General features: G+C 50.1%; 21 protein-coding genes. 15 read left to right on the forward strand and 6 right to left on the reverse strand.

Annotated elements, in window-relative coordinates; genetic code table 11:
- The first annotated feature begins 91 nt into the window (after positions 1-91).
- From ABIA61_RS19705 to ABIA61_RS19715, 3 genes are all read left to right on the forward strand, one after another.
- Positions 92-1,537 carry an ATP-binding protein gene (locus ABIA61_RS19705; protein ID WP_404581146.1) on the forward strand — a complete coding sequence of 482 codons (1,446 nt, stop codon included), beginning with the start codon at positions 92-94 and terminating at the stop codon, positions 1,535-1,537.
- Positions 1,538-1,586: 49 nt separating this feature from the next.
- On the forward strand, positions 1,587-2,306 hold the full coding sequence (locus ABIA61_RS19710) for an NAD(P)H-binding protein (protein WP_404519791.1): 720 nt from the start codon (positions 1,587-1,589) through the stop codon (positions 2,304-2,306).
- A gap of 161 nt (positions 2,307-2,467) precedes the next feature.
- Entirely contained in the window at positions 2,468-2,848 is a 381-nt protein-coding gene (locus tag ABIA61_RS19715) for a RidA family protein (RefSeq protein ID WP_014279543.1), read from the forward strand.
- Between the two features lie 89 nt (positions 2,849-2,937).
- On the opposite strand, the gene ABIA61_RS19720 is transcribed toward ABIA61_RS19715, so the two are convergent.
- The gene (locus ABIA61_RS19720) at positions 2,938-3,693 is read right to left on the reverse strand and encodes a tryptophan-rich sensory protein (protein WP_283654473.1); all 756 of its coding nucleotides are present in this window, start codon (positions 3,691-3,693) and stop codon (positions 2,938-2,940) included.
- Positions 3,694-3,902: 209 nt separating this feature from the next.
- On the opposite strand from ABIA61_RS19720, the gene ABIA61_RS19725 reads away from it, so the two are divergent.
- The 3 genes from ABIA61_RS19725 (at position 3,903) to ABIA61_RS19735 (ending at position 6,895) form a co-directional block, all read left to right on the forward strand.
- Positions 3,903-4,853, forward strand: coding sequence for a bile acid:sodium symporter family protein (locus ABIA61_RS19725; protein WP_404581147.1), 951 nt, complete (start codon positions 3,903-3,905; stop codon positions 4,851-4,853).
- A gap of 218 nt (positions 4,854-5,071) precedes the next feature.
- The gene (locus ABIA61_RS19730) at positions 5,072-6,196 is read left to right on the forward strand and encodes an NADH-dependent flavin oxidoreductase (protein WP_404581148.1); all 1,125 of its coding nucleotides are present in this window, start codon (positions 5,072-5,074) and stop codon (positions 6,194-6,196) included.
- Positions 6,197-6,307: 111 nt separating this feature from the next.
- Positions 6,308-6,895: a GNAT family N-acetyltransferase gene (locus ABIA61_RS19735; RefSeq protein ID WP_283654476.1), complete on the forward strand. Its 588-nt coding sequence runs from the start codon at positions 6,308-6,310 to the stop codon at positions 6,893-6,895.
- Here the strand turns inward: ABIA61_RS19735 and ABIA61_RS19740 are convergent.
- Together ABIA61_RS19740 and ABIA61_RS19745 are read right to left on the reverse strand one after the other, a co-directional pair.
- Positions 6,825-8,486, reverse strand: a complete 1,662-nt coding sequence (locus ABIA61_RS19740) for a response regulator transcription factor (RefSeq protein WP_283654477.1) — start codon at positions 8,484-8,486, stop codon at positions 6,825-6,827. The two genes, ABIA61_RS19735 and ABIA61_RS19740, sit on opposite strands and share 71 nt — an antisense overlap.
- A 6-nt stretch (positions 8,487-8,492) precedes the next feature.
- Positions 8,493-10,307, reverse strand: coding sequence for a cache domain-containing sensor histidine kinase (locus ABIA61_RS19745; protein WP_404581149.1), 1,815 nt, complete (start codon positions 10,305-10,307; stop codon positions 8,493-8,495).
- Between the two features lie 204 nt (positions 10,308-10,511).
- Here ABIA61_RS19745 and ABIA61_RS19750 point away from each other — a divergent pair, with 204 nt between their 5' ends.
- From ABIA61_RS19750 to ABIA61_RS19760, 3 genes are read left to right on the forward strand one after another with little or no spacing between them, the layout of a single operon-like run.
- Positions 10,512-11,393 carry a carbohydrate ABC transporter permease gene (locus ABIA61_RS19750; protein WP_044646534.1) on the forward strand — a complete coding sequence of 294 codons (882 nt, stop codon included), beginning with the start codon at positions 10,512-10,514 and terminating at the stop codon, positions 11,391-11,393.
- On the forward strand, positions 11,394-12,230 hold the full coding sequence (locus ABIA61_RS19755; protein WP_283654479.1) for a carbohydrate ABC transporter permease: 837 nt from the start codon (positions 11,394-11,396) through the stop codon (positions 12,228-12,230).
- Between the two features lie 42 nt (positions 12,231-12,272).
- The gene (locus ABIA61_RS19760; protein ID WP_404519787.1) at positions 12,273-13,571 is read left to right on the forward strand and encodes an ABC transporter substrate-binding protein; all 1,299 of its coding nucleotides are present in this window, start codon (positions 12,273-12,275) and stop codon (positions 13,569-13,571) included.
- Between the two features lie 82 nt (positions 13,572-13,653).
- Here ABIA61_RS19760 and ABIA61_RS19765 read toward each other — a convergent pair whose 3' ends face one another.
- On the reverse strand, positions 13,654-14,196 hold the full coding sequence (locus ABIA61_RS19765) for a dihydrofolate reductase family protein (protein ID WP_283654481.1): 543 nt from the start codon (positions 14,194-14,196) through the stop codon (positions 13,654-13,656).
- Between the two features lie 104 nt (positions 14,197-14,300).
- Here ABIA61_RS19765 and ABIA61_RS19770 point away from each other — a divergent pair, with 104 nt between their 5' ends.
- The 5 genes from ABIA61_RS19770 to ABIA61_RS19790 all read left to right on the forward strand — a co-directional run bounded on the left by ABIA61_RS19770 (position 14,301) and on the right by ABIA61_RS19790 (position 23,715).
- Positions 14,301-15,239 (forward strand): helix-turn-helix transcriptional regulator, encoded by a 939-nt coding sequence (locus ABIA61_RS19770; protein ID WP_283654482.1) that lies wholly within the window; start codon positions 14,301-14,303, stop codon positions 15,237-15,239.
- A 157-nt stretch (positions 15,240-15,396) separates the two neighbouring features.
- Positions 15,397-18,522, forward strand: a complete 3,126-nt coding sequence (locus ABIA61_RS19775) for a DEAD/DEAH box helicase (RefSeq protein ID WP_404519783.1) — start codon at positions 15,397-15,399, stop codon at positions 18,520-18,522.
- Between the two features lie 20 nt (positions 18,523-18,542).
- Entirely contained in the window at positions 18,543-19,259 is a 717-nt protein-coding gene (locus ABIA61_RS19780; RefSeq protein ID WP_283654483.1) for a phosphoribosylglycinamide synthetase, read from the forward strand.
- Between the two features lie 150 nt (positions 19,260-19,409).
- Positions 19,410-20,324 carry a M15 family metallopeptidase gene (locus ABIA61_RS19785; RefSeq protein ID WP_404581150.1) on the forward strand — a complete coding sequence of 305 codons (915 nt, stop codon included), beginning with the start codon at positions 19,410-19,412 and terminating at the stop codon, positions 20,322-20,324.
- Between the two features lie 316 nt (positions 20,325-20,640).
- Positions 20,641-23,715 carry a hybrid sensor histidine kinase/response regulator gene (locus ABIA61_RS19790; protein WP_404581151.1) on the forward strand — a complete coding sequence of 1,025 codons (3,075 nt, stop codon included), beginning with the start codon at positions 20,641-20,643 and terminating at the stop codon, positions 23,713-23,715.
- A 52-nt stretch (positions 23,716-23,767) separates the two neighbouring features.
- On the opposite strand, the gene ABIA61_RS19795 is transcribed toward ABIA61_RS19790, so the two are convergent.
- On the reverse strand, positions 23,768-24,199 hold the full coding sequence (locus ABIA61_RS19795) for a hypothetical protein (RefSeq protein WP_283654486.1): 432 nt from the start codon (positions 24,197-24,199) through the stop codon (positions 23,768-23,770).
- 418 nt (positions 24,200-24,617) lie between these two features.
- On the opposite strand from ABIA61_RS19795, the gene ABIA61_RS19800 reads away from it, so the two are divergent.
- Positions 24,618-25,694 (forward strand): Gfo/Idh/MocA family protein, encoded by a 1,077-nt coding sequence (locus ABIA61_RS19800; RefSeq protein ID WP_404519778.1) that lies wholly within the window; start codon positions 24,618-24,620, stop codon positions 25,692-25,694.
- Between the two features lie 90 nt (positions 25,695-25,784).
- On the opposite strand, the gene ABIA61_RS19805 is transcribed toward ABIA61_RS19800, so the two are convergent.
- A complete protein-coding gene (locus ABIA61_RS19805) occupies positions 25,785-26,285 on the reverse strand; it encodes an NUDIX domain-containing protein (RefSeq protein WP_283654488.1) in 501 nt (166 codons plus the stop codon).
- Positions 26,286-26,381 lie beyond the last annotated feature (96 nt).

Consider the following 26,381-nt stretch of genomic DNA (forward strand, 5'->3'; position numbering starts at 1 on the left):
GCTGAAGCTTCATGTTATGATATACGAGAAAAGCAAAAGCGGTCAGCATAGGCCTGGCATCCAATTTTTCGCGCTATGGGAGTGTGATTCCATGCAGTTTTCAATGATGTTTCTAATGAATCTGGGGATGCTGATTGCCGTTGCCTATGTGGCGAACGTGATTTATAAATATGGGTTGAGTCGTACCTCTTCGCGATTTAAATATATCAGCTCGGTACTGCTGGTGGTATTTGGCGGATGGGTTAGCTCTTGCTTCGGTTTTAACTTTAGCGAGACGGTTATTTTTGATCTGCGCTTTGTGCCGTTAATTATCGCGGCGTTGGTGTATCCCCGCTCCTATACGCTTATTATTATCGGGGTAGCGATCGGGCTTACGAGATTTACCTTCGGTGTGAATATGGCGGCGTGGGCCGGTTTTCTGAATATGAGCATTCTGGGCGTGCTGTGCGCCGGATTGAACTACTGGATGCGCCGTTCCACCTGCCGTCTGATTATTAAGGCATCGGTGACCATTTTAGCGGTTAATATCGTAAATACGTTGAATATTGCCTTTCTGGGCGTCATTCCATGGCACTATTATGTGGCGGAAGTTGTCCCTCTCACTTTGCCTATCGGCATTGTACTCAGCTTTTTATTTGCGCTGATTTTACGTGATTTTCAGATGGAGCAGATGCGTAATTATCAGATTATACAGGCGAATCAGCTATTATCGGAACAACGCGATGAGCTACAGAAGACGAAAATCATTTTGGAAGAACGGGCCAGACAGTTAATGGTGGCTTCCCAATATAAATCGGATTTTATGGCAACGATGTCGCATGAGCTGCGTACACCACTTAATAGCATTATTAATCTGGCGCAGATCATCAACGAGCAGGGAAAAGAACTGGATGAGGACGAGCTTTACCAGTATAGCGAGCTGATCTATGCCTCGGGGCATGATTTGCTCCAGTTGATCAATGACATTCTGGACTTGTCCAAAGTTGAGGCGGGGCGGATGGAAATCGTCAGTGAGCCGGTCAGCGTACGCGAGATTGCGCAGTTGATGATGATGCATTTTGAAGTCACTGCCAAGGACAAGAAGCTTGAATTCAGCTTGAAGGAGCATGGTGATATACCGGATGAAATTCGATCCGATCCCAAACGTGTACAGCAAATTTTGCGCAACTTGTTATCTAATGCTTTTAAGTTCACTCATGAGGGACGTGTATTGCTGGAGATCAGCACACAGCATCTGGAACGAAAGGGGCAGGAGGGAGATTGGGTTGTAATTGCGGTAAAAGATACGGGTATCGGTATCTCCAAGCTTCAGCAGCATGTTATTTTTGAGGCATTCCAGCAGGCAAACGGTTCCATTAACCGAAAATATGGAGGAACCGGACTGGGACTGTCGATTAGCCGTGATTTATCCCGCTTGTTGGGCGGTTTTATCCGTTTGGAGAGTGAGGAGGACAAGGGAAGCACATTTTCCCTGTACCTGCCCATGTGTCCGTCTGAAAGCAGGGAGGCGGGCGAACAGCCGTTTAAACTAGCCTAATAACACAGGTGCGGGAGCAGATAGGTTACAGGCATAAAGGAGGTCTATCGTGGAACGTAAAGCGGTCGTTGTGGGTGCAACGGGGCTTGTCGGAGGTTATGTTGTACGGGAGCTGCTGGTGCAAAAGGAATACAGCCGCGTCATGGTTGTGGGCAGACGTCCGCTGGAAATCAAGCATCCCAAGCTGGAGCAGGCACTCATCGACTGGGAGCAGCCGCAGGAAGCGGCATCCGCCTTCGAGGGGGTTGCTGATGTTTTTTGTTGCCTCGGGACGACGATGAAAAAGGCTGGCTCCAAGGAGCAGTTTCGTCAGGTGGATCTGGACTATCCGGTTCTGACCGCACGGTTGGGCAAAGAGGCCGGTGCAGTGCAGATGCTCGCCATCTCCTCGATGGGAGCGGACCCGGAATCGCGCGTGTTTTACAACCGTACGAAGGGTGAGGCTGAGGAGGCGCTTGCCGATATTGGCTTGCCTGCGTTGCATTTGTTCCGTCCGTCGCTGATTTTAGGCACAAGGCCCGAACATCGTTTTGGCGAAGCCGCCGCAGCTGTCGTGATGAAGGCACTGGATGGCATGATGACAGGCAAACTGGCTTCCTACCGCGCCATCCCGGCCTCGGTGATCGCACGGGCTATGGTACGAATCGCTCTCGCGCATGCGAGCGGCGTACATATTTATCCGAATGATATCATTCGGGTCATCGGAGCCGAGCTGGCACCCGGTGAGGATGAACCCGGCACAGTAACGGGTGCCGATAAAAATGTGTAAACCTACTGTACTACCGTGTAGGATGAAAAAATAAAGCACAACCATAACAGGGTGCCTTGGGGGGGCCTGTTATGCGGTAATTCATTCATGCGAAATAGTGGCTTTGGACTTCCCGTGCTATAATACGGAGAACCAGTATCAGGAAGGAGAATTCAACCTATATGAAAAAAACAATTGCCACTGAAAAAGCTCCCGGCGCTATCGGACCCTATAGCCAAGCTGTAGAGGCGGGTGGTTTTATCTACACCTCAGGACAGCTTGGACTGAATCCGGCAACAGGTGAGTTCGGTAAAGATGTACAAGAGCAGGCTCGTCTGTCCTTGAGCAACGTACAAGCTATTCTGGAAGCGGCTGGAAGCAGCCTGAACCAAGTCGTGAAAGCGACCGTATTCCTGAAAGATATGAACGACTTTGTCAGCGTAAATGAAGTATACAGCTCTTTCTTCGAACAGCCGTATCCGGCTCGTAGTGCAGTGGAGGTAGCACGTCTGCCGAAGGATGCACTGGTGGAGATTGAAGTTATCGCCTTGAAAGGCGAATAGGCTGAGGAATACAAAAGAACTTCCAAAATCCACACTTGATGTGGAAATGGAAGTTCTTTTATGCCTGTGGTATACGTGATGAGATTCCTTTAGTCCCGGTCCCGGTTACGGGCAAAGAACAGCCAAAGCGAGTACACCAGGATGATTGCGGCCAGAATGAATGCAGCCAACCGCACGTTTTCATTGTTCGGATGCTCGATGGCGATGGCGACATAAGCCCACACGAACACAAGTGGATAAACGCTGTCACGATATGGGAAGCTGACCATGATAGCAAGCACGGTGCCAATGACCAGGATGATGATCGCCCAAGTAGTATCGCTGAGCCCCCAGCCGCTCCACTCGTTCTTTTTCAGTGCCACCGTGATGTTGATGATGGTAGCGACGGATATCCAGCCAAGATTCAGACTGAACGGCAGCTTGACGAACCACATTTCCCCGAGGGTTGGTTGTGGCGTACGAGTGCGCACATATACGACAGCCAGAGAGAGCAAGTACAGTATAATGACAATCACACACAACTCTACATATACATACTGCCACAAAAAAATCCAGATCATGTTGAAGATACAGCTTAAAATAAAGAAAACCCCGATAGACTGAACGCTCGTCTTGGTTTGTCCTGCCGATGTAGCCTGATACACAACAAAGCAGGCAAGCAGCAAGTAAATAACCGACCAGATGGAAAAGGCATAACCCGCAGGTGTCAGCAGGGTAGGGTACATGTTGGATACGGCAGCGGTGCTTCTTCCGCCGATGGGAAGTGTGGAAGCCAGAATGTTAACAACGATGACAGCAATAAATGCAATGATATTCCACCATTTCAATAAATGGCTTCGTGACATAGGGCCTCTCCTCCTCAATGAATGATGAACCGTGGAATGACCGACTGGTCACAATCTTATACTATGAATATACCCACTTTGCTACCAAATATGTCCTTGCCGGGAAAAGTTTCATGCTACAAATATTTTATTAAAAAGGTGTGTTTATATGCAGTCATATGTAATCCAATGATAAAAATTTTAAGTACTAGAAGTGAGGAGATAGGAGAATGAATGGTTTGGAAAAAGCGGGGAAGTTCATAGGAGGAACCTTTTCGATCTGGGTACTTTTATTTGCATGTCTGGGATTTTTCTTTCCTGCGGCGTTTACAGGGCTGAAAGGATACATACAGCTATTCCTTGGCATCGTGATGTTCGGTATGGGGATGACGCTGTCCTCGGCTGATTTTCGTGAAGTATTCCGGCGGCCGGTTGATGTGGCTATTGGTGTAGTCGGACATTATCTGATCATGCCGTTTTTGGCGTTTGCATTGGCAGTGGTATTGCAGCTACCGCCAGATATTGCTGTTGGTGTTATTTTGGTAGGCTGTTGCCCGAGCGGCACCGCGTCCAACGTAATGACCCTTTTATCAAAAGGCGACGTGGCGCTGGGAGTATCCATTGCTTCGGTGTCGACGCTGATCGCGCCACTGGCAACCCCGGCCATGATCAGCCTGCTTGCTGGAAGGTGGATGAATATTGATGCAAAGTCGCTAATTATGGATATTCTCGTCGTGGTGATTGTACCGATTGTGCTGGGGGTTATCGTCAAATCGTTGTTCCGCAAACAGGCCGAAGCAAGTGTCAAGGCACTCCCGCTCGTATCGACGCTGGCTATTGTGCTGATCGTGGCGATTGTGGTCGCAGGCAGCAAAGGCAAGATTTTGGAAACCGGCCCGATTATTTTTGCTGTGGTGATTTTGCATAACGGCATCGGGTTCCTGCTCGGGTATTGGTTTGCCAAGCTGTTCGGAATGAATCTGTCCAAACGCAAAGCCGTTACACTGGAAACAGGGATGCAAAATTCCGGGCTGGGCGCTGCGCTGGCAGCGGCTCATTTTAATCCGGTTGCTGCTGTGCCGAGTGCCATTTTCAGCGTGTGGCACAATATTTCCGGCTCGCTGCTTGCGACCTGGTTTTCCCGTCGGGAAGAAAAGGACAGCACAGCCAGGAACAATTGAATTACTGTCGGTGGCTTATGACAAGTGGCTAAGGTTCAGATTTTCCGGATAGTTTAAGGAAGGTCAAAAGGTTAGATTTGACTTTATGGAGGCGGATCATTATACTGTGGTTGTTATAACCACTGTATTAAAGTAAGCAATTAAAGCAAGTCACAGTAGGCAGGCTTCATGGTTTACAGCCTCATCTGATCTGACTTAAACTGAAGGAGAGAAAACGAATGAACCCGAAATATAAACCTTTATTTGATACTTTTACCCTGCCATCTGGCGTTACGTTGAAAAATCGTATTACGATGGCACCGATGACCAACTTTGCGTCTCATGAAAATGGTGAGGTCAGTGACCAGGAGTTGGCTTACTACCGTGAACGTTCCGGCGGTGTAGGTGCGGTCATTACCGCTTGCGTGTACGTGACTCCAGATGGTAAAGGCTTTGTAAATGAGTTTGGCGCGGACAAGGATGAAATGATTCCGAGCCTGCGTCGTCTGGCCGACACGATTCATCAGGAGGGCGCAAAAGCGATTCTGCAAATTTATCATGGCGGTCGTTCGTGCCCACCGGATCAAATACCGGACGGACAGCCGATCAGCGCAAGCGCGGTTGCTGAGGAAAAAGAAGGCGCACCTGTTCCGCGTGAAATGACCACTGATGATATTCACCGTGTCATCCGTGCCTATGGCGAAGCGACTCGCCGCGCGATTGAAGCGGGCTATGACGGTGTCGAGCTTCACGGCGCGAACGGTTATCTGGTGCAGCAGTTCTTCTCCCCACATTCCAACCTTCGTACCGACGAATGGGGAGGAAGCCTTGAAAAACGTATGACCTTCCCGCTGGCGGTTGTCCACGAAGTGAAGAAAGTGATCGCAGCGCATGCGAAGCAGCCGTTCATCTTCGGGTATCGTTTGTCTCCTGAGGAAGGACATACACCAGGCATTACGGTGGACGATACGCTGGTACTCGTAGACCGTCTGGCGGATGAAGGGCTGGATTACCTGCACATTTCCGTTAACCATTTCTTCGGCGGTTCGTTCCGTGATCGTAGCGACGAACGTTCACGTACCGTTCTCATCCATGAGAAGGTTGGAAACCGCGTGCCGATTATGGGAGTTGGGTCGCTGAATACACCGGACGATGCACTTGCAGCGCTGGAGACAGGTGTACCGCTGGTTTCACTGGGACGTCCGCTTCTGATGGAGCCGCAATGGGTTCAGAAGGTTCAGCACGGCACTGAAGATACGATCCGTAAGACATTGTCCAAGCAAGCTCAACAGGAACTGGTCATTCCGGACTACCTGTGGGGTGCGCTGACGACGATGCCTGGCTGGATGCCTGTTACGGATTAATTTTTGAATTGAAGGGATACCCTGGGTTGCTGCCAAGCATCCGGGGTATTTTCCTGTCTTGTGTCCCGTGAGTACGAAACATATGAATAGCGAGAAAGAAGGAAAATGACAATGTTACATGAAGCTAATGGTTCTTTTTCGATAGAGTCCACCCATCCCGGGTTACGGATTCGACTTTTACAAGTAAGTGATGCAGAACGATTATTGGAGATTAGACGCGAAAATTTTGATTTTTTTAAGCCATTTGAGCCGGAACGGCCTGAAATTTACTTTACGCTGGAAGAACAGGCCCGCCTGATTTCCATCGGCCTTGAAGCTGCGCAAGCCGGGCAGGGATATACGTTTGGACTTTTTTTGCCGGAAAATGACAAGCTGATCGGCAGAATGGAGCTATCAGGCGTGGCCAGAGGCCCTTTTCAAAATGCGAATCTGGGGTACTTCGTAGATCCTCCACATCACGGACAAGGCTACGCCACCTCAGCAGTAAAGGATGTTGTACGTTACGCCATAAATGAATTGGGATTGCACCGTATACAGGCCGGGGTTATGCCGAGAAATACGCCATCCAATCGAGTAATGGAAAAGGCCGGATTTCGCCGGGAAGGGCTGGCTCTAAACTATTTGAAGATTAATGGTGTCTGGGAAGATCATGTGCTGTATGCGTTAACGGCTGAGAATCTACAGAATGGCGCCTTCTGAACTCGCCGGGCGTGACGCCCTCCAGTTTTTTGAATACCTTGCCAAAATATTTTTCGTCCTGATAACCGACCATACCGGCAATATGATGAAGGCGTAGCTTGTCGTTTAACAGCAGCAGCTTCGCTTTGTCCATCCTGATCCGGCATAGATACTCGGACAGATTAACGCCGTATTCCTGCTTGAATTTACGAGAGATATATTCCCGACTGAGGTAAAAACGGCTCGCCATATCCTGTAGGGAAATGTCCTCGTCGTAGTGAGCATCCAGATAGCGGGCAATATCACGGATAACAGGATTGCTGGGGCTATGGCTTGGTGTAAGGGCCTGCCCAGCTGCCAGCAGCCGGTTCTCGACCAGCTTCTGCCATAGGGGCAGGGATAGCAAGCCCCGCTTGTCGATCGGCAGGGCAGGGATGGAGCCGTGCTCGTCTGCCAGTTCCTCCCCTGCCGCATCGCCGGGTCTGTCGTTCAGCCAGCGGGCCAGCATCCAGTCCAGCTCCTGATTCCAGCCGACCAGTTGCTCAGCCGTAACCAAAGGCAGCTCGGCTACGGCTGATATCCAGCGGCCAGCCGCCGCAGCTATACGACTGGCGTTGCAACTGAGTGCACTAAGCCGAAGCTCCTCCTCCATCTCGGGAAGCTGGGGAAGACGCACCGCTTGTCGTGCTAGAAAGCTGTTGTGCAGCCAGTCTGCTGCTTGCAGCACATCTCGTTTCCACAGTGCTTGCCGTGCTTCCTGGTAGGCTGTGGCCGCCGCCACGGGAAAGGCACCGAAAGAGCCGATTCCGATGTGCATATAGCACCGCAACGTCGTTCTTATCCCTGTGTGGATATCCTGTAAGAGCAGCGGCCAGCGGGACGGTTCGCCCCAATACAGCAGAATAATTTCGTCCATACGCTCCAGATGGCGGAACGCAATTCCGGTTTGGGAATTCCCGAGAAACTCGTTGCAGATGTTAATCAGGGAAAAGCCCAAAAGCGTGTGCCGCGTCTTGTATTTGTCCAGCATATCGGCATTCAGTTGAGTGGTGCTCATCACCGCTGCATTGCACATATGAATAGCCGCAGGAAGATGCAGTTCCTCACGTAAGGGCGTGATGGAAAGATGGGTATTCGCCGTACCGGATACCAGCTCGGTCAGGAGCTTGTCGGCATAGTGCGGCCTCATCCGGTTCACCTCAATCGCCTGCATCGTGTGCCTGTTCCGGTCTTGCTCCGCTGTCTGCCAGGCTTGAGTGGCTTTCGTTAAAGCCTCGTTAATCTCCACCGGGTCCACAGGCTTGAGAATATAGTCCATGCCTCCCCGCCGGATGACCTGCCGGACCAGCTCAAAATCGTCATAGCCGCTGACCACCACGACTCTGGTCGCGGGGGAATTCACCTGAATCCACTCCATTAGGGCCACCCCGTCCTTGCCAGGCATCCGCATATCCGTGAGTACAACGGGTGGCGAAAGGGCGGTGATGACCTCAATCGCCTGATCGCCCGACTCGGCTTCAATGACCTCAGTCACGCCACAAGCTTCCCAATGTACAAGCATTCGAATGGCATGGCGCACATGCTTTTCATCATCCACAATCAGGACTTTCATGACAGGTCACTCTCCCTTAGTATAAATTTCGGTATGAGCTTCGGTACGAATTTCGAGTGTATAACGAACGCCATGAGGCAGAATATTGTCTACATACAGGGTATTAGAGCCGTCTTCGGAGTGAAGCTGGATGCGCAGCAGCACATTACGGAGTCCGATAGAATCCGACTCGCTGGTGTTCGGTTCCTCATAGGCTTTCAGCGGACGTTTCAGCATATGCTGGAGATGCTCCAACTCAGCCTGTGGAATCGATATCCCATTATTTTCCACTGTAATCTTCACGATTCCTTCCCGAATCCGGCAGCCCGCAATTCGAATTTCACCATGTCCCAGCCGCGGATCAGCACCGTGTTTAAAGTAATTTTCCACTAATGGCTGGAGAATCATTTTGGGCACCTGATCATCCAGGACCCCATCATCCCATTGGTAAGTGACCTCTAATTGCTCGCCAAAGCGTTCTTTTTGCAAATCAAGATATTGCTTTACATGCTCGGCCTCTTCCTTAAGTGTTACGACTGTATGATCCCGCATGTTATAGCGGAGCATTTTGGCAAGGGAAGAGAGCAGGGAATAGATTCGCGGCACCTCATGCTGTAGAGCCAGCGTTCCGATAGATTGCAGCGTATTGTATAAAAAATGAGGGTTAATCTGTGCTTGAAGCGCTTTCAATTGATGTGTCTTGTTCGCCAGTTCGAGCTTGTATTCCCGTAAAATGAGGTTGTTGATGGTATCCATCATCTGTCTGAAGCGGCGTGACAGCACTCCGATCTCATCATTGCTCATGGCCCGGATGTCTACATCCAATTGACCGGACTGAATCTGGTTTATGTAGCGGGTCAGTCGCTTGATGGGCTCCGTGATTTTGATGGAAATCCACAAGGTGGCAACAATGACGAGCAGCAACGCTGCGCCTGTAATGACTGCATTGATCTGGGTCAGGCGGGTGGCCCGTAAATAAAGCGTGCGATTAGGGATTTTCTTAATGAGCGTCCAGCCTGACAGGCTGGCATCCAGCTTGCCGTACACCTGCAATGCCGTATCATCTTCAATGACTCCGTGCTTGCCTTCTTTAGAAATTCGATTAAGCAGGCCGGATTCCTTCCAGCGCGTTCCAATCGACGCTTCCTGTCCACTATATATGATCGTTCCGTTCCGGTCGATCAAAAACAGTTCCTCTGTATCTGCATTGTACAACTGACGGCAAATGCTACGCAGCGGGTCCAGACGAACATCCATAGCAAGCACCCCAAGCATCTCTGAGGAAGGAATGTTCTGAATCGCCCGATGGAGTGTAAATACCTGCCGCTGTGTGTCGTGTTCTGCATAGGAAACCGCCGAAAAGCCGTACAAATGCTTCGTATGTGAAGGCTGGATGAACAATCCGGAAGAGCCGTAATGAATGGAGCCGGGAAAGGGTGCCAGCCGGAATTCCCGTAGAGGGACTGTGCTGGTAATCAGCGTAGATTGCCTGGCCTCAAAAGAGTGCAAATACACCTGATCGATGCCTGACGAAGCATTCATCATCGTTTGCAGCGTGGTGTAAATTTCGGCAACGGCCCGGTAATCATTCGGAATTTTAGCCAGGTTGCGCAGGAAATGAGGATCATTATAGACTCCAATGGACGCGCGGTTTAATCCCTGTAAATAGTTATCCAGATTCGTAATTCCCTGAAAAATAAGTCGTTCATTTTCTTGTGTGGCCTGCTCTCGCAAGGATTGCTTGGTAAGAATGAAGGTCATAGTCATCGACAGCAGCAGCGGCAGAGTAACCGCAATTAAGAGAAACCAGATCAGGCGAGAACGAATGCTGTGGAATTTCATGCGAATAGCTCCTTTCACAATTCAAGGCAAGCCGGAGGTCAATATTTTCCCCCTGAATGGTTCACGATCTTGCGTGTTCTCCAGAGCGCTTATTCGACATAATGAACATGTGAACCACAAATCGAATGGTCAAAGCGCCCATGCTGCTTGAGGAAGCCGTAAGGAGCGCTCCAGACACCAACAGACAACAAAGGGGGGATCGGCTTGAACCGCGCCAAATCGTCGCAATGGCTCCAGCAATGGATTTTCGTAGGGCCGTCGACGTTATTTTTCGTTATCATTATTGTAATCCCTTTCATGCTAGGAATGTACTATTCTTTTACAGAGTGGAATGGAGTTGCTAATCAGGCGAAGTGGGTCGGATTGGATAATTTCAGTCACATTTTACTGGATGATGACAAGTTTAGGACAGCGTTCTGGTTTACGGTCCGTTTTACGGTGATTGGAGTAGTGGCTGCGAATATGATTGGTTTTTTGCTGGCGTATTTTTTAACCAAGCCGCTGAAAACAAAAAATGTGCTGAGGACTATTTTTTTCATGCCTAATGTGATTGGCGGGCTGTTGCTGGGATTTATCTGGCAGTTTATTTTCGTCAAAGGATTTGCAGCGATTGGAGAGAGTACGGACTTGTCTTTCTTCAATCTGCCCTGGCTGGGAGATGAGATCACGGCTTTCTGGGGGATTGTGATCGTGTTTATCTGGCAAACCGCCGGATATTTGATGGTTATCTACATCTCTTCCCTGACCAATGTGCCGCGGGATATGCTGGAGGCAGCTGAAATTGACGGAGCGAGCCGGATGCAAATATTAAGGTCAATTATACTGCCTTTGATCATGCCTGCCGTTACGGTATGTCTTTTCCTGGCGATCTCGTGGTCGTTTAAAATGTTCGATCTCAATTTGTCACTGACCAAAGGGGGGCCCTTCGGTTCCACGGAGTCAGTCGCACTCAATATTTACAATGAAGCGTTTGTGAATAATCGTTATGGGCTAGGAACGGCCAAAGCACTCATATTCTTTATCATTGTTGCGCTTGTTACGAGCCTTCAGGTGCGTTTGACGAAAAGCCGGGAGGTGGAGGCGTAAGTGGAAACAAGCAAGCGTTACCGTGCCGGAACATGGGTGACCGAGCTGGTCATGATTCTCGTCGCTTTGATATTCCTCGTTCCGTTTTATTTTTTATTCGTCAATTCGGTCAAAAGCTTTGGTGATCTGCTCACCGATTCGGCGGCCTGGCCGCAAACGTTTGTATGGAGTAACTATGCCAGAGCATGGAGCATTACACGTTTTCCCGAGGCCTTATGGAATTCACTCGTGGTTACGGTGGTCAGTAATCTGTCGCTTGCGCTGATCAGCTCGATGGCTGCTTACCGGATGGTCCGGCATCCGACGCGTTATAATCGGGTGTTGTTCACCCTGTTCGTGGCTGCCATGGTCATTCCGTTTCAATCCGTGATGATTCCTTTGGTCAAGGTCGTAAGTACGCTGGATTTAATGAACAGCATCAGTGGTCTGGTTATCTGTTATTTGGGATTCGGGGCGCCTATGTCCATCTTTCTCTTTCACGGGTTCGTCAAAGGCGTACCGGTGGAGGTGGAGGAGGCGGCTACGGTAGACGGCTGTACGCCTTACGGTGTGTTTTTCCGCATTGTATATCCGTTGATGCTGCCGATGATGGTAACGGTTATTATTTTGAATACGCTCTGGATCTGGAATGACTATCTGCTGCCTTCTCTTGTGCTGCAAAAGGCGGAGCTGCGGACGATTCCAATCGCGACCTATGCCTTTTTCGGACAGTACACCAAGCAGTGGGATTTGGCATTGCCTGCACTGGTACTGGGTATCTTGCCAGTGATCGTATTCTTTCTGGCCATGCAAAAATATATTATTCAAGGTATTATGGCTGGCTCAGTCAAGGGCTGAGTGTGGGATGAACTGAAATTTAGTATAGAAGGGAACATGAATATGAAAACGCATACTTTTAAAAAGAAAGCCCAAGCCCTGATTCTGCTTCTCGCTGCGTTTGCACTTGTTCTGGCAGGCTGTAACAGTAGCGGTGGTGAACAAAATGCAGGCAAAGAGGAAGCCAAGGAAAAGACGATTCACATTTTTCAGTTCAAGGTGGAAATTGCAGAGGCACTCAATCGCATGAAGGCCGAATATGAAGCTTCCCATCCGGGAATCAAGCTTGATATTCAGACCGTGGGCGGAGGTAGCGACTACGGGGCGGCCTTGAAGGCGAAGTTTGCCTCCGGGGAGCAGCCGGATATTTTTAATGTAGGAGGCTACCGCGAGCTGGATACGTGGCTGGAATATTTGGAGGACCTGTCTGACCAGCCTTGGGTCGGTGACGTGGTCGATGTCGCCAAGGAGCCGATGACCAAGGATGGCAAGCTGTACGGTCAGCCGATGAATCTGGAGGGCTACGGCTTCATTTATAACAAGGATTTGTTCAAGAAAGCGGGCATTACCGAGACACCCAAAACGCTGTCCGAGCTGGAAGGAGCTGCCCAAAAGCTCCAAGCCGCAGGAATTACACCTTTTTCTAATGGATATCAGGAGTTTTGGGTGCTGGGCAATCATTTGCTGAACGTGGCATTTGCCAATCAGCCGGACCCGTCAGCTTTCGTGAAGGGACTGAATGATGGAACAGCGAAAATCCCGGGCAACGCTGTATTCGCCGAGTGGATTAAGCTGTTCGATCTGACGCTCAAGTATGGCAACTCCAAACCGCTGACGACGGATTACAATACTCAGGTAACGAATTTTGCTACGGGCAAGGCCGCCATGATGCAGCAAGGGAATTGGACCCAAGTACAAATTGACGGGATTAATCCAAAGCTGAATCTGGGTATTCTGCCTATGCCGATTGGTGAAGACGCAGCAGCCGGAGATAAGCTGTTTGTAGGAGTCGCCAACAACTGGGTGGTTAATAAAAATTCATCTGTCAAAGCCGAGGCGAAGGAGTTTTTAAACTGGATGGTGACATCCGAGCAGGGTAAAAAGTATATCACCAAGGAATTCAAATTCATTCCGGCGTTCAAGAGCATCAAAGGGTCAGAGGCTGATATGGGCCAATTGGGTGCCGAAGTGGTGAAATACAGTCAGGAAAACAAGCTGCTGGGCTGGTTCTTTAGCCGCTATCCTGAAGGAGCGCAGCAGGAATTCGGCAGTCAGATGCAAGCCTATGTGGCGGGCAAATCGGATGCCGGGAAGCTGTTCGAGGATTTCCAGAGCACGTGGGATAATTTGAAGACCAAATAATGAACAAAAGCACGCGATACAGCCTTCGTATTCCAGGGAGATTGCATGATCCTGAAATACGAAGGCTTTTCTGTAAACAGAATTATATATGATAATGAAGCATAACGATATCCCCGCAGCGTTCTATTTCTTTGAGTTCAAACGTACTTGGCAGCGTTCCTTCTGGAAATAATGGTATTCCTTGTCCGAGCACCTTGGGAATGACCGCAATGATAGCCTCCTCCAGCAGTCCCTCCCGCATGAAGACCTGAACTAACTGGCCTCCACCCACCAGCCATATTGCACCTTCCGATTGTTCTTGCAGACGCAGAACAAGCTCAGACAGAGCTTCGTCTGTAAACGTAACATGCGGTGCTTGCTGATGCTTCGTTAATGACCGGGTGAGTACATAACACGGCTTGCCGGCATAAGGGAAATCATCTGAAAGCTTCAATACCTCCTCATACGTTAACCTGCCCATCAGCACCGTGCCTACGGTGTCGTAAAAGTCGGCATATCCATTGTCACCGCCGTCCCCTTTGACATCATACAGCCAGTCCACTGAGCCATCTGGCAGCGCTATATACCCGTCGAGACTCATGGCAATATACAGCACAGTTTTGTTGCGAGATTTTGTATCCTTCATCGTTCATCGCTCCTTTCTATCTCCTATGATATAATGCATTTATGACATATCATGTCGTAGTTAAATTGCGTATCCGATTGAATTTTTAATAAAAGGAGTACCTGATGAACGAACGGAGAATTGCCCTTATGAGGATACTGGATTCCCGAAAAAAATATACGGCACGTGAGCTTGCCGAGCGTTTTGACGTCTCCGTCAGGACGATACAAAGAGATCTCGACTATTTGCAGCAGACCGGGTTACCCCTTTATACCGAAACCGGACCTCATGGCGGGTACCGGGCGCTTCCCAATCGACTTCTTCCGCCCCTTCATCTTGCCCGCGACGAGGCCTTGGGTCTTTTTCTCATGCTGCAACTGCTGGAAGACATTCCTGATATCCCTTTCGGATCGGTTCGCGGGCATGTATCCGAGCAATATTATGCCGGGCTTCCACAGGATGTGCAGGATAGCATTGATCAATTGAAGGATTATATCTCTTTTCGCATGCTGCCTACTCACGCAGAGTCGCCCTACACCTCGCTCATTTTGGAGGCTGCGTTGAATAAGCGCCGGGTGAAGATGCATTACCGCTCCGCTTCCGGGGAAAAGTGGACTGAAGTTTATCCGGTTGGGCTATATTTTGATCACGGATATTGGTACATGCCAGCGCATAGCAAAGACCGGATTATCCTGTACCGTTCTGATCGGGTAATCGCAATGACCATGCTGGAACAAACCTTACCCAGCCTTCCCACACTCCGGGAATGGATGGCTTCGGATGATTCCCGCCAGGGAATTCCGTCAAAAATAAAGTTTACTGCGTTTGGTGCCCGGCTGGCGGAATCAGACCCCCTCTTCCAGAATGTCTTCCATCAGGAATGGCAGGGATATATTCCGCCCGAGGAATTGAGTTATGTATCCAGACTCCTGTTAAAGTATGGGCCGGAGGCCGAGGTTATATATCCGGAAGAGCTGCGTATGCGAGTCAGGCAACTGCTGCAAGACAGCCTGAATCCTTATCTGAAGGATGCGGAAGCTGATGATGATGAAAAAGAGGCTTGATCCTATAGATCGAGTCTCTTTTGTATAGTTAACCACATGAATATTTAAGGTTATTAACTTATGACTTTCCATTTATTTTTGCGATAAAGTTTTGAAAAGAGCCTGTTTTCGTATATGATGAAGAGTAATAATTCAAAAGGCTGGACGGGAGACAGATATGAATCAACCGCTTTATGGAATATGGCTCGGAGATGTGTTTTTTTGCTTTTCTGGTGAGACGTCGGAACCACGTATTGATGCGTGGAGCAGTGTAATCCGCAGGCTGACGCTGAAGGGAGACCTTCGGCCGTTTCGGCAGGCTGCGTTGCGTCTTGCCGAGGTGCGGATACCGAACACGGCTCGCGTGGAAGTCGCAGGCAGAGGAGGCAAAAGACGCTCCATGCTGGGCCGCACGCTGGAGGGCTTGGCGCTGGAACCGCGCGAAACACTGGCCCTGCTGACCCGTATGGACGAGAAGGGCTGTGCTGCGTCGGGCATTACGCTGGGAGAGGAAATGCAATATTGGCAAAAGGCCGCTTATTTTGCGCTGGAACTGATGCAGCGAGGCGAAATTGCGCCATCGCTTACAGAGGCGCGTCCATCGGGACCGCGACGGCGCGGCCCGGAGGCGGCGGTTGGGGTGTGGATTCCCCGGCTGCGCCAGGAGGAGGACGTTCGCCGCTTTCATGAGCTGGCTTCGGCGATGCCAGCCGTCTGTATGGCGGCTCCCGCCGTCTTCGCAGGCAAGGAGCCGGAAACACGGGAGGATGCAGCGGGAATTGTGCTCTATTCCTTCCTGTGTGCGGTCATCCATGCGGAAACGACCGCGGTGCTGGCAGCCTCCGACCGTGAGCTGAGCAGATATCGCGCAGAGTATCGGCGCGGGGGATCACCGCTGGCAGAGCTGTGGTGGAACAGCCTGCTGACAGGTTCCCGCCCGGTTGCGATACAGGGAACGCCTGCCGAGATGGAGGAGTTGGTTCTCCAGGCGGCTTCTCTTGAAGGAAGCGCGATGCCAGTCATGGAACGGGAGGATCAGGAGCCGATCGAAGGACAGGTTCGTCTGTGCCTTCGTCTGGAGCCTTCACTGGAAGAGAATGTTAAGGAATGGCGCATTACCTTTTGGGCAGAAAGCGATGCCGAGCCGGGGTTGCGACTGCCTGCTTTGGCGCTGTGGGCGCATCCCGAGCGCGATCTGGTGCGCGGCACCATCGTGTATCGCCAAGTGCAGGCACAGCTGCTGCTGCTGCTTGGACAGGCGGCCGAAGCGGCACCGATACTGCAAGAAGCGTTGAGCCGCCCTTATCCCGAGGGCCTCACGCTGGAGCCTGAGCTGTTCTTCCGCTTCCTGACGGAAGCCGTACCCGCTCTGCAAAAGAACGGAACCACCGTGCAAATGCCTTCACGCTGGAGCCGGGAGGGTCGCCGCCGCGCAGGCTTGCGGCTCAAAATGCGTCCGGCGGAGCGCGGCACCCCGCCGGAAGGCGTGAATACCGACACATCGACGGTCGGTATTAACCGCATGATTTCCTTTGATGCCGAGGCTGTGCTGGGCGATACGACCTTGACGATGGAGGAATTGGAAAGCATCGTCGCGGCTAATTTGCCGTATGTACGTCTGGGAGGCGAATGGATCGAGGTCGATCCGAAGGAAATTCGTCAGGTGCTGCGTTTTATCAAGCGCGGTGAAGACGGCGAAATGACCTTGTCCGAATGGATGCATCTGGCCGCGGAAAATGAAGGTGCAGGCGAGGCCTCATGGAAGGGCCTGTCCATCTTCGGCGCGGAATCTGCCGGGTTGCTGGCCTCTCTGGTTGAGGGCGGCGTGCTTCGTTCTGTGGAGCCGCGCCCTGTACCAAAGACGCTGCATGGCGCATTGCGTCCTTATCAGGAGCGCGGCTTCCAATGGCTGGCTGCCATGCGCGGGCTGGGCTTCGGTGTCTGCCTTGCGGACGACATGGGGCTTGGTAAAACGATTCAGGTTATTACCTGCCTGCTCGATGGCGGCATCGGCGCGACGGATCAGCGTCCGGCGCTGATCGTCTGTCCGACCTCGCTGCTCGGTAACTGGCAGCGGGAGCTGAAGCGTTTTTCGCCGGATTTGTCACTTTATATTCATCACGGCAACCAGCGACTTCACGGGGAGGCATTTCAAGAAAGCGTCCGCGAGTATGATATCGTTCTAACTACCTACCATTTGGCGGGTCGGGACGGCAGCGATTTATCTGCGGTCTATTGGTCCTCTATCGTGTTGGATGAGGCGCAATATATTAAAAATGCACGGACAAAGCAGGCTCAGAGCGTAATGAAGCTGTCAGCACCGCATCGGATCGCCATGACGGGCACCCCGGTGGAGAATCGGCTGAGTGAGCTGTGGTCCATTTTTCAATTTCTGAATCCGGGTTACCTCGGCACCTCATCTTCGTTCCGTCAGCGCTACAGTATGGCGGGAGAGGAGAGAGGGGGGGCGCTGCGCGAGCTATATCGTCTCGTCTCGCCGTTCATGCTGCGTCGACTCAAAAGCGATCCGGATATACGCAAGGATTTGCCGGAGAAGCTGGAATTGAAATCATATTGTGTACTGACACCGGAGCAGGCTGGATTGTATCGCGGCGTGGTGGATCAACTCATGGGGACACTGGACGGGCAGATCGGTATCGCCCGCAAGGGGCTTGTCCTGTCTTCGCTGACCAAGCTGAAGCAAATTTGCGACCATCCGGGTCTGATCATTCCGGGCCGGGCTGACACTGGAAAAACCGAAAATTCGGGCAAAATGGAACGGCTGCTGGAGCTGGTGGAAACCATTCGGGAGAATGGAGAATCCGCTCTGATTTTCACCCAATATGTGTCCATGGGAGAGCTGTTGGTAGCACGGCTGGCCCGGATTTTCGGGGAAGAACCGTATTTCCTGCATGGAGGGCTGGCGAAAACCAAACGGGACGAAATTGTCCACAACTTCCAGCAGGGGGAAGGGCCGAATATATTCGTGCTTTCCCTGCGGGCGGGTGGCGTTGGCCTGAACCTGACGCGTGCCAGTCATGTTATTCACTATGACCGCTGGTGGAATCCTGCGGTAGAAAATCAGGCGACGGATCGGGTATTCCGCATTGGTCAAAGCCGGAACGTGCAGGTGCATAAGCTGATCTGCCAAGGTACGCTGGAGGAACGGATCGACGAGCTGATCGAGAGCAAAAAGGCGCTTTCCGAGCAGGTTGTCGGCTCCGGTGAGCATTGGCTGACGGAAATGTCTGACGATGAATTGCGTGGTCTGATTGCGCTGCAAAATGATATATGGATTGAGTAAGCACAGAAAGGATGAAGACGATGACAAGGCCGCGAGTGAAGCTGCGAGTAACTGACGGTCAATGGGAGGCGGAAGTAGAGGAGTACGGAACGGACAACGGTTCGGCGATTGCTCGGGCTGCCCGCTGGACTGGCACCGTGCCTGTACTGGACCCGGAACAGCGGACGGCATGGCTGGAGCAGCTAAAGGCGGAACCTTGGGACATATACCGTTTTATACAGGGGGAAGCCTGCCTCTCGCTGGATGAGGTCGTTCAGGTAGCAGCCGATGCGGCTACATCCAATCTGGAGGACGGCGTTGGTGCAGCCGACGAAGCGAAGAAGGCTCTCCAAGCGGGGCTGGAAAGCGAGCCGCTGCTTGGTCTGGACCTGATCGGAATGACGCGCGAAGCACTGCTGGAATTCGTATTCAGTGCTTGGGCAGGTGAACTGTCCCATGTGCAGGGGGCATCTCTCGCGCATGAGCCAACCTCGCGGTCAGAGGGCGCACGCAGCGGATCGGCGGCGATCAGCGAATGGATTGCTGAATCTGCCGCCGAAGGAGCATTACATCGTCCCGGCGCGGGCTTTCATGCCATTGAGATTCGTCTGTCGCAGAAGCTTGCGCCTATGAATGAAGCTGACATTACGGCATTGCTGCCGGGACTGCCCCGTGCGGAAGAGGCACTGAAGCTCATACGTGAGCGTGTAGCTGAACGCGCCCGGGCTACAATTCCGCAAAAACGTCATACTCCCTAACAATTCGGGTCTATTCTTTCTTTTTCGGGCCTATTCAGCTTCATCGAACTGGATAACGGCTTCGAAGAGTGTCGAAAGTTCAGTTACAATAGGGGAACGTAAAACCATAGCAAGCCATGCATCAAATGTAATATTGGAGGAGATACCCGCATGAAACAACATATACAACAGAAACGGACCCCTCAGCGCTGGAGCAAAGCGCTTATCCCGGGACTGATCCTGCCGGGGCTGCTGTTGGCAGCGTGCCAGCAGGGAGGTTCGGGTGGACAGGAAAGCGAGCCGCTGAAATCATCCCCGACGACACAGGAGAGCGTCCAGCCTGCCACCCAGTCGAATGCGGGCAATAGTAGCGGTACTGAAACGGGTACTGGACAAGCCTCGGTGGGTACAGGAAGCGGACAGGCAGATCCCGTGATGGCGCTACGAAGCGAGAGTGCGCTGCAAGCCACGGTGAAGGAAGATGGGGGGACTGCCATTGTCACCAACGCTACGTCTGATACCGTCGTGGTGAACAAAAAGCGCAGCTTGCCTGTAGGCTATGCCCCGGATGATCTGGTGGAGCCGAAGGTACCTTTTTCCTTCGAAGGCCCGCATGAGAAACGGCATATGCGGAAGGAAGCGGCAGAGGCGCTGGAGAAGCTGTTCGACGGTGCGAAGAAGGACGGCATGGAGCTGCGTGCTGTATCGGGATACCGTTCCTATAAGCGTCAGGTTTCCATTTTCAACAACAATGTGAAGACAAAGGGGCAGGAATATGCCTCTAAAGTCAGCGCGGTACCGGGTACAAGCGAGCACCAGACAGGATTGGCGATTGATGTGTCCAGTCCAAGCGTAGACAATGTGCTGGAGCAATCCTTCGGAGCCTCTAGGGAAGGCGAGTGGCTGGAGAAGCATGCGCCGGAATACGGATTTATTATTCGTTATATGAAGGACAAGGAAGATGTGACTGGCTATGTATACGAGCCTTGGCATATTCGTTATGTGGGAATTGACATCGCGGAGGATGTAGCCAAGCAGGGAATGACGCTGGAGGAATATTTTGACCAGAAGAATATCAAGCTGTAGCAGCTGAGAACAAAGCCGTAATCCTGGGGATTGCGGCAGCAGCGGCTATTCCAAATAGTACAACAAACTTTTTGAAGTCCGCATCATTAATCATATTATATGATGTTAAAAACAGTAAAATAAGCTCTACAGAATCTTGATACCTTTGTCGTTACCTGCTCTCTTTGGCAGCCAAGCAAGAGAATGGCTAAATCCTATGCTATAATGTAAAGGATTAACAATAAAGAGCGGTCAAAAGAGGTTTTATTCATTTATGACAAAATTGATGAACGTCATGCAGGCAAAGCATATAACACTTTTTAAATATATAACAATCATGCTGTTTATTTTTGCTGCATTAGTCGGCATGAGATGGGCGTGGTCTGTCGTTTTTCCCGTATCCGACCACCAGCCCCGTGCTGTTGGCGGCGTGCTTGACCTGCGCGGTATTGATCTGGAAAATTCCCCTGTGCTCTATTTGAATGGAGAATGGGAGTTTTATCCTGAAAATTTTGTTTCGGGAGACGAGTTTCTGGAGAAGGAACCCGAAGCAAGCCATGTTACCGTACCAGGTGACTGGGGGAGCGCGCTTCAGCAGCATTCAAACAACTCGTACGGGTATGGAACGTATCGTCTTCGCATTTTGATTGATTCGCTTCAGACTCCTGTTTCATTCTGGTTTAAAAAAATTCAGGCGGCATCGGAAATTGAAATTAACGGAAAAAATTTTGCCACTATGGGCAAGCTAGCCGACGCTGCAAATGAATATACACCCAAAAGCATCTCTTTTACCTCTACTTATGACACAGAAGGAGTGACCGAGATTGAACTGGTCATTCGTGCGGCCAATTTCGACAACCCCTATAATGGCGGCATTGTAACTCCGATTCGCTTTGGCACTGCGGCCACTATTGATTTTGTGCGCTGGTACTCGATTGGATTTCAGCTGTTCATTTTTCTTATTCTGCTGCTTCATTGCCTGTATGCTTGCATTCTCTATCTATTCAGCTCAAAAGAGAGGACCTTGTTGGTCGCAGCGCTGTTAACGATATCCGTTGGCATTACGATTCTAGTAAGTCACGATAATATACTCTTGTTATGGCTGCCGATTAACTATACATGGGCAATCAAAATTAGACTGATCTCTCTGCTGTGGCAAAATGTGTTTCTGCTTCTGCTATTCAAAAGTTTCAACGCGGCCCCGCTGCGAGAAAAATGGTTCCAAACCTACATTGCAGCGAATGTTGCTCTTACCGGCATTTTCCTGGTCTCACCAGCCAATATTGCTTATACAATCGTCCATTTCAATGTATTTCATACGATTAATTTCATATCATTCGTCTGGTTTATATACATAGTAGGAACGATGATTTTGCAAAAAAATAAAGATAATGACGTCATTTTCTTGCTGTTCTCCGCAACAAACATCTTATCCAACTTACTGTGGAGTATTGCTGAGAGCGCAAGAGATGTTACGACTGTCTACTATCCCATCGACATTATTTTTGCTATTACCGGCTTTTCGGCCTATTGGTTTAAAAAGTATTTTCGAAATTCGATAGAAAACATGGAATTGAACAAGCAACTACAAAAAGCGGATAAAATTAAGGACCAGTTTTTGGCTAATACGTCCCATGAGCTCCGCACGCCGCTGCACGGTATTATGAACATCGCTTATAACGTTGTCACCAAAGAGAAGACCAGGCTTGCGAAAAGCAGCCTTGAGGATATGCAGCTGCTCATTACGATCAGCAAACGGATGTCACAGCTGCTTGGCGATCTTCTCGATGTCGTTCGGCTTCAGGAACGGCGCATTGTTTTGCAGCGGGAGCCCCTCAGCATTCAGTCCATCGCTCCTGGCGTTGTCGCAATGCTGCAATTTATGAAGGAAAGCAAGCCAATCGAACTGCATATGGAGATACCGGAATCGCTGCCTTTGGTACTGGCGGATGAGAAAAGGCTCGTTCAAATTTTGTATAACCTGCTGCATAATGCGCTTAAATACACCGAGGAGGGAAGCATCTCCGTCTCAGCCGAAATTCGGGACAGGCAGGCTGTTATTCATATTGCCGATACGGGGCCCGGCATGGATGAGGCGACCCAGTCGCGTATTTTTCTCCCTTATGAGCAAGGCTCTGATGGAATAAGCGGTGAGCAGGGCATCGGACTGGGCTTAAGCATTTGCAAGCAGCTTGTCGAGCTGCATAATGGCGACTTGACGGTTCGCTCCAAATTGGGAAAGGGCTCCATTTTCAGCTTTAATCTGCCTTTAGCAGACGCAGCAGATTTTGAACCCAATCAGGTCCCTATTGCTCAGGCACAAACGAAGGGAATAATAGATGAGGTGCCTGCCGGCTTTCTTTTTCCGCACTCCATTGGGGAAATGGAAGCTGCCGCCGCACTGCCGCCGCTGTTAAAGGAGGAAAAAGCCTATATAATTGCCGTTGATGATAATCCGGTCAACCTAAATGTTCTTGTCAGTATCCTTTCAACGGAGCCTTATAACATTACTACCGCTCGTTCCGGACGGGAGGCGATAGAATTGCTGGGGACCAGGCAGTGGGATCTGCTCATAGCCGATGTTATGATGCCGCAAATGTCCGGCTATGAATTAACACAGAAGGTTAGAGAGCAGTTTTCCATGTCAGAGCTTCCTGTGCTGCTCCTTACCGCACGCAGCCAGCAAGCGGACATTTACACCGGATTTTCAGCAGGGGCAAGCGACTATGTGACGAAGCCCGTAGACGCTTTGGAGTTAAAATATCGGATCAGGGCATTGATAGCCCTAAAGCAATCCATTAAAGAGCGTCTACGTGTGGAGGCTGCCTATTTGCAAGCGCAAATCCAGCCCCACTTCCTATTCAACACCCTTAATTCGTTAATGGCGTTAAGCGATATCGATACGGAAAGCATGCGCAAGCTGGGTGAGGCCTTCTCGTCCTTTTTACGAATTAGTTTTGATTATCTCAATACGGGGGAGTTAGTAGAGCTGGCCCATGAACTCGCGCTCGTTGAAGCCTATCTATACATCGAAAAAACGCGGTTCGGGGATCGGCTGTCGATTAAATGGGAGGTGGAGACGGGCATGCGGCTGCTGCTTCCTCCGCTCTCAATTCAGCCGCTGGTCGAGAACGCCGTCAAACACGGTCTTCTCAGCCGAAACGCAGGCGGTACGATTCAGCTGTCCATTACTCGCCGGGAGGGCTTCACCCTTATTGAAGTTAAAGATAACGGCAAGGGAATGGAGCAGGAAAAGGTCAATCAATTGCAAAATGCGGCTCAGAGTGAAAAAGCAGGCATTGGCATCCCTAATACGAATCGGCGATTGCAGCAGCTGTACGGTCAAGGCTTGTCGATCGTGAGCCGTGTTAATGAAGGAACAACCGTGTCGTTTGTTATTCCGGATAGATAGTAACAAGGCTCACGTCCTGGACAGGGATGATACCATGACGTGAGCCTAAATTCTAATTCGAATCCTGATCAAACATATATAAATAAACATCCTCCAAATTCGGCTTTACGGATCGCACATCCCCTTCTATCGGCTTGCTATCACTAACGATTCGAACACAGACACCGCCGTTTTCACTTGTAATATTGCTTGCTTTATATTGCTCTTGCACATGAGCCAAGGCGTTTTCTTCTATCTGCACTTCAAATACTTTTTCTTTCATACGCTCCAAAATCTGCTGGGGCTCCTCCTGCAAGACAAGTTTTCCTGCCTTGATTAAAATAACCTGCTTGGCGATAAACTCAATGTCAGAAACAACACGAGTTGCTGGAATGACTATTTTATTCAGAGCGATCGTCGTTGAAATTTCCCCCTTCTCATACGCCTGCCTAATATTGTCCTGCCTGCTAGGGAACTGCTCAAATTGCCGCTTCTCTTCTTGCATAGATGTTTAGCATAGTAAATAGCCCGATGATATAACAATCTAAAATAGTGAGTTCTATTTGTAGCGTCTTCGAGATTTCCAAAATCCTTAATTTTTTCTGAGAATCTTTCAAGTAGATCATCTACATTAACCGAATGAAGCGAAGATGTCTCCATGATCGTGACGAGTCCGGGTAATAACTCTTCCGGATTATCTTCTAAAAATTGAACAGGTAGGTACATTTTTAATGTGAATTGGTATAGAGAAGGTGTGAAAAGGATCTGCAAAACCGCACAGCGGAATTGTAGGTCTTTTTATTTTATGGATAACTATCGATTCTGCGGGGACTATTCTGCAAAGCTACGGGTGATACTGCATAGCAAAAAGGAATTTAATGCAGTCATAAAAGCCAAATTGAAGAGAAGGGAATTCTGATCACATGAGTACCTCCATCTCCCCAACCAAACCCATTCATATGGGTGTCATCGGCCTGGGCCTTATCGCTGAATATCACATTAGATCCCTGCAAACCATCTCGGGGGTTTCTATTGTGGCCATTAGTGATGTGAACCCCAATCGCCTTCAACTGCTGGGTAAGCAATTGCAACTGCCTGCTTCCAAGCAATATCCCCATTATGAAGCCTTAATCCGTGACCCGGAGGTGGATGCGATTCTGTCGCTGACACCCAACGATGTGCATTTTGACATTATTCGTATTGCTCTGGAAGAACACAAAGCCGTTCTGGCGGAAAAACCGTTGACACTCACGTGGGAGGAAGCGGATCAGTTGAAAAAGCTGTATACAGCGAACCCGGTGCCTTTTCTGGTTCATTATAAGCATCGTTACGGCGCTGCTTTCCAATATGCCAAGCAATTGCTGGATGAACACAAGCTGGGCAACATCTATAACATTCAATTTCGGTATCTGATGGATGCATTCTCACCATATCGTCAACATCCGTATACATGGCGCCATAATTTAGCGAAGGCAGGCTCCGGAGTCGTGGGCGATACAGCCTCGCATATTATTGACCTGGCCCGTTTTCTGGTGGGTGAATTTAAAAGCGTCGCGGCGCTGCTACATACGATTACACCCGAGCGGCCTGATCCGGTCACAGGTCTGCCTGTAAAAGTAGATGTGGAAGACTTCGCTGCTTTCCATGGAATCATAGGGGATAATACCGTCGGCACGTTCATCACCCACAAAAATGCCATTGGCAAACGCCACGATATCGAAGTTGATATCTATGGCGAGCTCGGTGCGCTGCACGCCAGTCTCAACAACCGGGAAAATGTCCGCATTGTGCTGCGAGATTTGGAGCACCCGGATGCCGAATACGAGTCTTGGGCTGTCCCTGCAATCTATGATCATACGGCCTATGGAGACTTTGTTAAGCTGACAAGGGGAGAGTCCGTGGATCGTGCCCCATTGTTCGAGGACGGCTACAAAAACCAGTGGGTCCTCGAACAAATACTGCAATCCTGGAAAGAGAACGGACGTTTAGTGGAAGTGTAGGGGCAAGCATACCAAACTGTGGCCCATAAGATGGAGTCCTGAAAGGAGTGACCCTCTTGCGGATCACAGTTCCGCTCGGTTTGCATCAGTTCAAATGAATCCTGCTTCGATCTGTTGAATAATGGTCAGCAGGAAGGATTCAGCCAAGCTGTTTTTCAAAATAACCTGCTTGGCTTCCTCCAGCGTAAACCAACGTGCTTGGTCTACCTCTGCACTGAGAGCATCCAGTTTGTCATCGTTCACAATGGATACAAAATTCAGCATCAGTGTATGGGTTCGTTCAAAATACTCGCTGCGCATATATGTATACTCATCCACTTGCAATCCCACTTCTTCCATAACCTCGCGCACCAATGTCTGCTCGGCGGATTCCCCCTTGTTCACATAACCAGCCAGCAAAATAAAATCCTTGATATTGTACTGCTGTATGAGCAACACTTTATTTCTCTGCCGATTGATTACAGCGGTGCTAATTGCAGTGCTGAATATCGGGAACCGAAAGACCTGACATGTATTGCAATAGGGAATAGGGCCTTCGCCTTCACACTCCTTCACGATTAGTTTTGTTCCACATTCATAGCAATACTTCATCTAAGCGCCACCTTATATCACATTTTCAAATTGTAAATGTTGCTTGTTATTCCATGTTCGTACTTCGTACGGAATACTCATCATCTTAATTCCACA

Source organism: Paenibacillus sp. RC21 (assembly GCF_044907935.1).
Taxonomy (GTDB): domain Bacteria; phylum Bacillota; class Bacilli; order Paenibacillales; family Paenibacillaceae; genus Paenibacillus; species Paenibacillus terrae_A.

Coding starts and splice junctions, on each gene's coding strand:
- ABIA61_RS19705 (WP_404581146.1), top strand. CDS start 92: ATGCAGTTTTCAATGATGTTTCTAATGAATCTGGGGATGCTGATTGCC.
- ABIA61_RS19715 (WP_014279543.1), top strand. CDS start 2,468: ATGAAAAAAACAATTGCCACTGAAAAAGCTCCCGGCGCTATCGGACCC.
- ABIA61_RS19720 (WP_283654473.1), bottom strand. CDS start 3,693: ATGTCACGAAGCCATTTATTGAAATGGTGGAATATCATTGCATTTATT.
- ABIA61_RS19725 (WP_404581147.1), top strand. CDS start 3,903: ATGAATGGTTTGGAAAAAGCGGGGAAGTTCATAGGAGGAACCTTTTCG.
- ABIA61_RS19730 (WP_404581148.1), top strand. CDS start 5,072: ATGAACCCGAAATATAAACCTTTATTTGATACTTTTACCCTGCCATCT.
- ABIA61_RS19735 (WP_283654476.1), top strand. CDS start 6,308: ATGTTACATGAAGCTAATGGTTCTTTTTCGATAGAGTCCACCCATCCC.
- ABIA61_RS19740 (WP_283654477.1), bottom strand. CDS start 8,486: ATGAAAGTCCTGATTGTGGATGATGAAAAGCATGTGCGCCATGCCATT.
- ABIA61_RS19745 (WP_404581149.1), bottom strand. CDS start 10,307: ATGAAATTCCACAGCATTCGTTCTCGCCTGATCTGGTTTCTCTTAATT.
- ABIA61_RS19760 (WP_404519787.1), top strand. CDS start 12,273: ATGAAAACGCATACTTTTAAAAAGAAAGCCCAAGCCCTGATTCTGCTT.
- ABIA61_RS19765 (WP_283654481.1), bottom strand. CDS start 14,196: ATGAAGGATACAAAATCTCGCAACAAAACTGTGCTGTATATTGCCATG.
- ABIA61_RS19770 (WP_283654482.1), top strand. CDS start 14,301: ATGAACGAACGGAGAATTGCCCTTATGAGGATACTGGATTCCCGAAAA.
- ABIA61_RS19775 (WP_404519783.1), top strand. CDS start 15,397: ATGAATCAACCGCTTTATGGAATATGGCTCGGAGATGTGTTTTTTTGC.
- ABIA61_RS19780 (WP_283654483.1), top strand. CDS start 18,543: ATGACAAGGCCGCGAGTGAAGCTGCGAGTAACTGACGGTCAATGGGAG.
- ABIA61_RS19785 (WP_404581150.1), top strand. CDS start 19,410: ATGAAACAACATATACAACAGAAACGGACCCCTCAGCGCTGGAGCAAA.
- ABIA61_RS19790 (WP_404581151.1), top strand. CDS start 20,641: ATGCTGTTTATTTTTGCTGCATTAGTCGGCATGAGATGGGCGTGGTCT.
- ABIA61_RS19795 (WP_283654486.1), bottom strand. CDS start 24,199: ATGCAAGAAGAGAAGCGGCAATTTGAGCAGTTCCCTAGCAGGCAGGAC.
- ABIA61_RS19800 (WP_404519778.1), top strand. CDS start 24,618: ATGAGTACCTCCATCTCCCCAACCAAACCCATTCATATGGGTGTCATC.
- ABIA61_RS19805 (WP_283654488.1), bottom strand. CDS start 26,285: ATGAAGTATTGCTATGAATGTGGAACAAAACTAATCGTGAAGGAGTGT.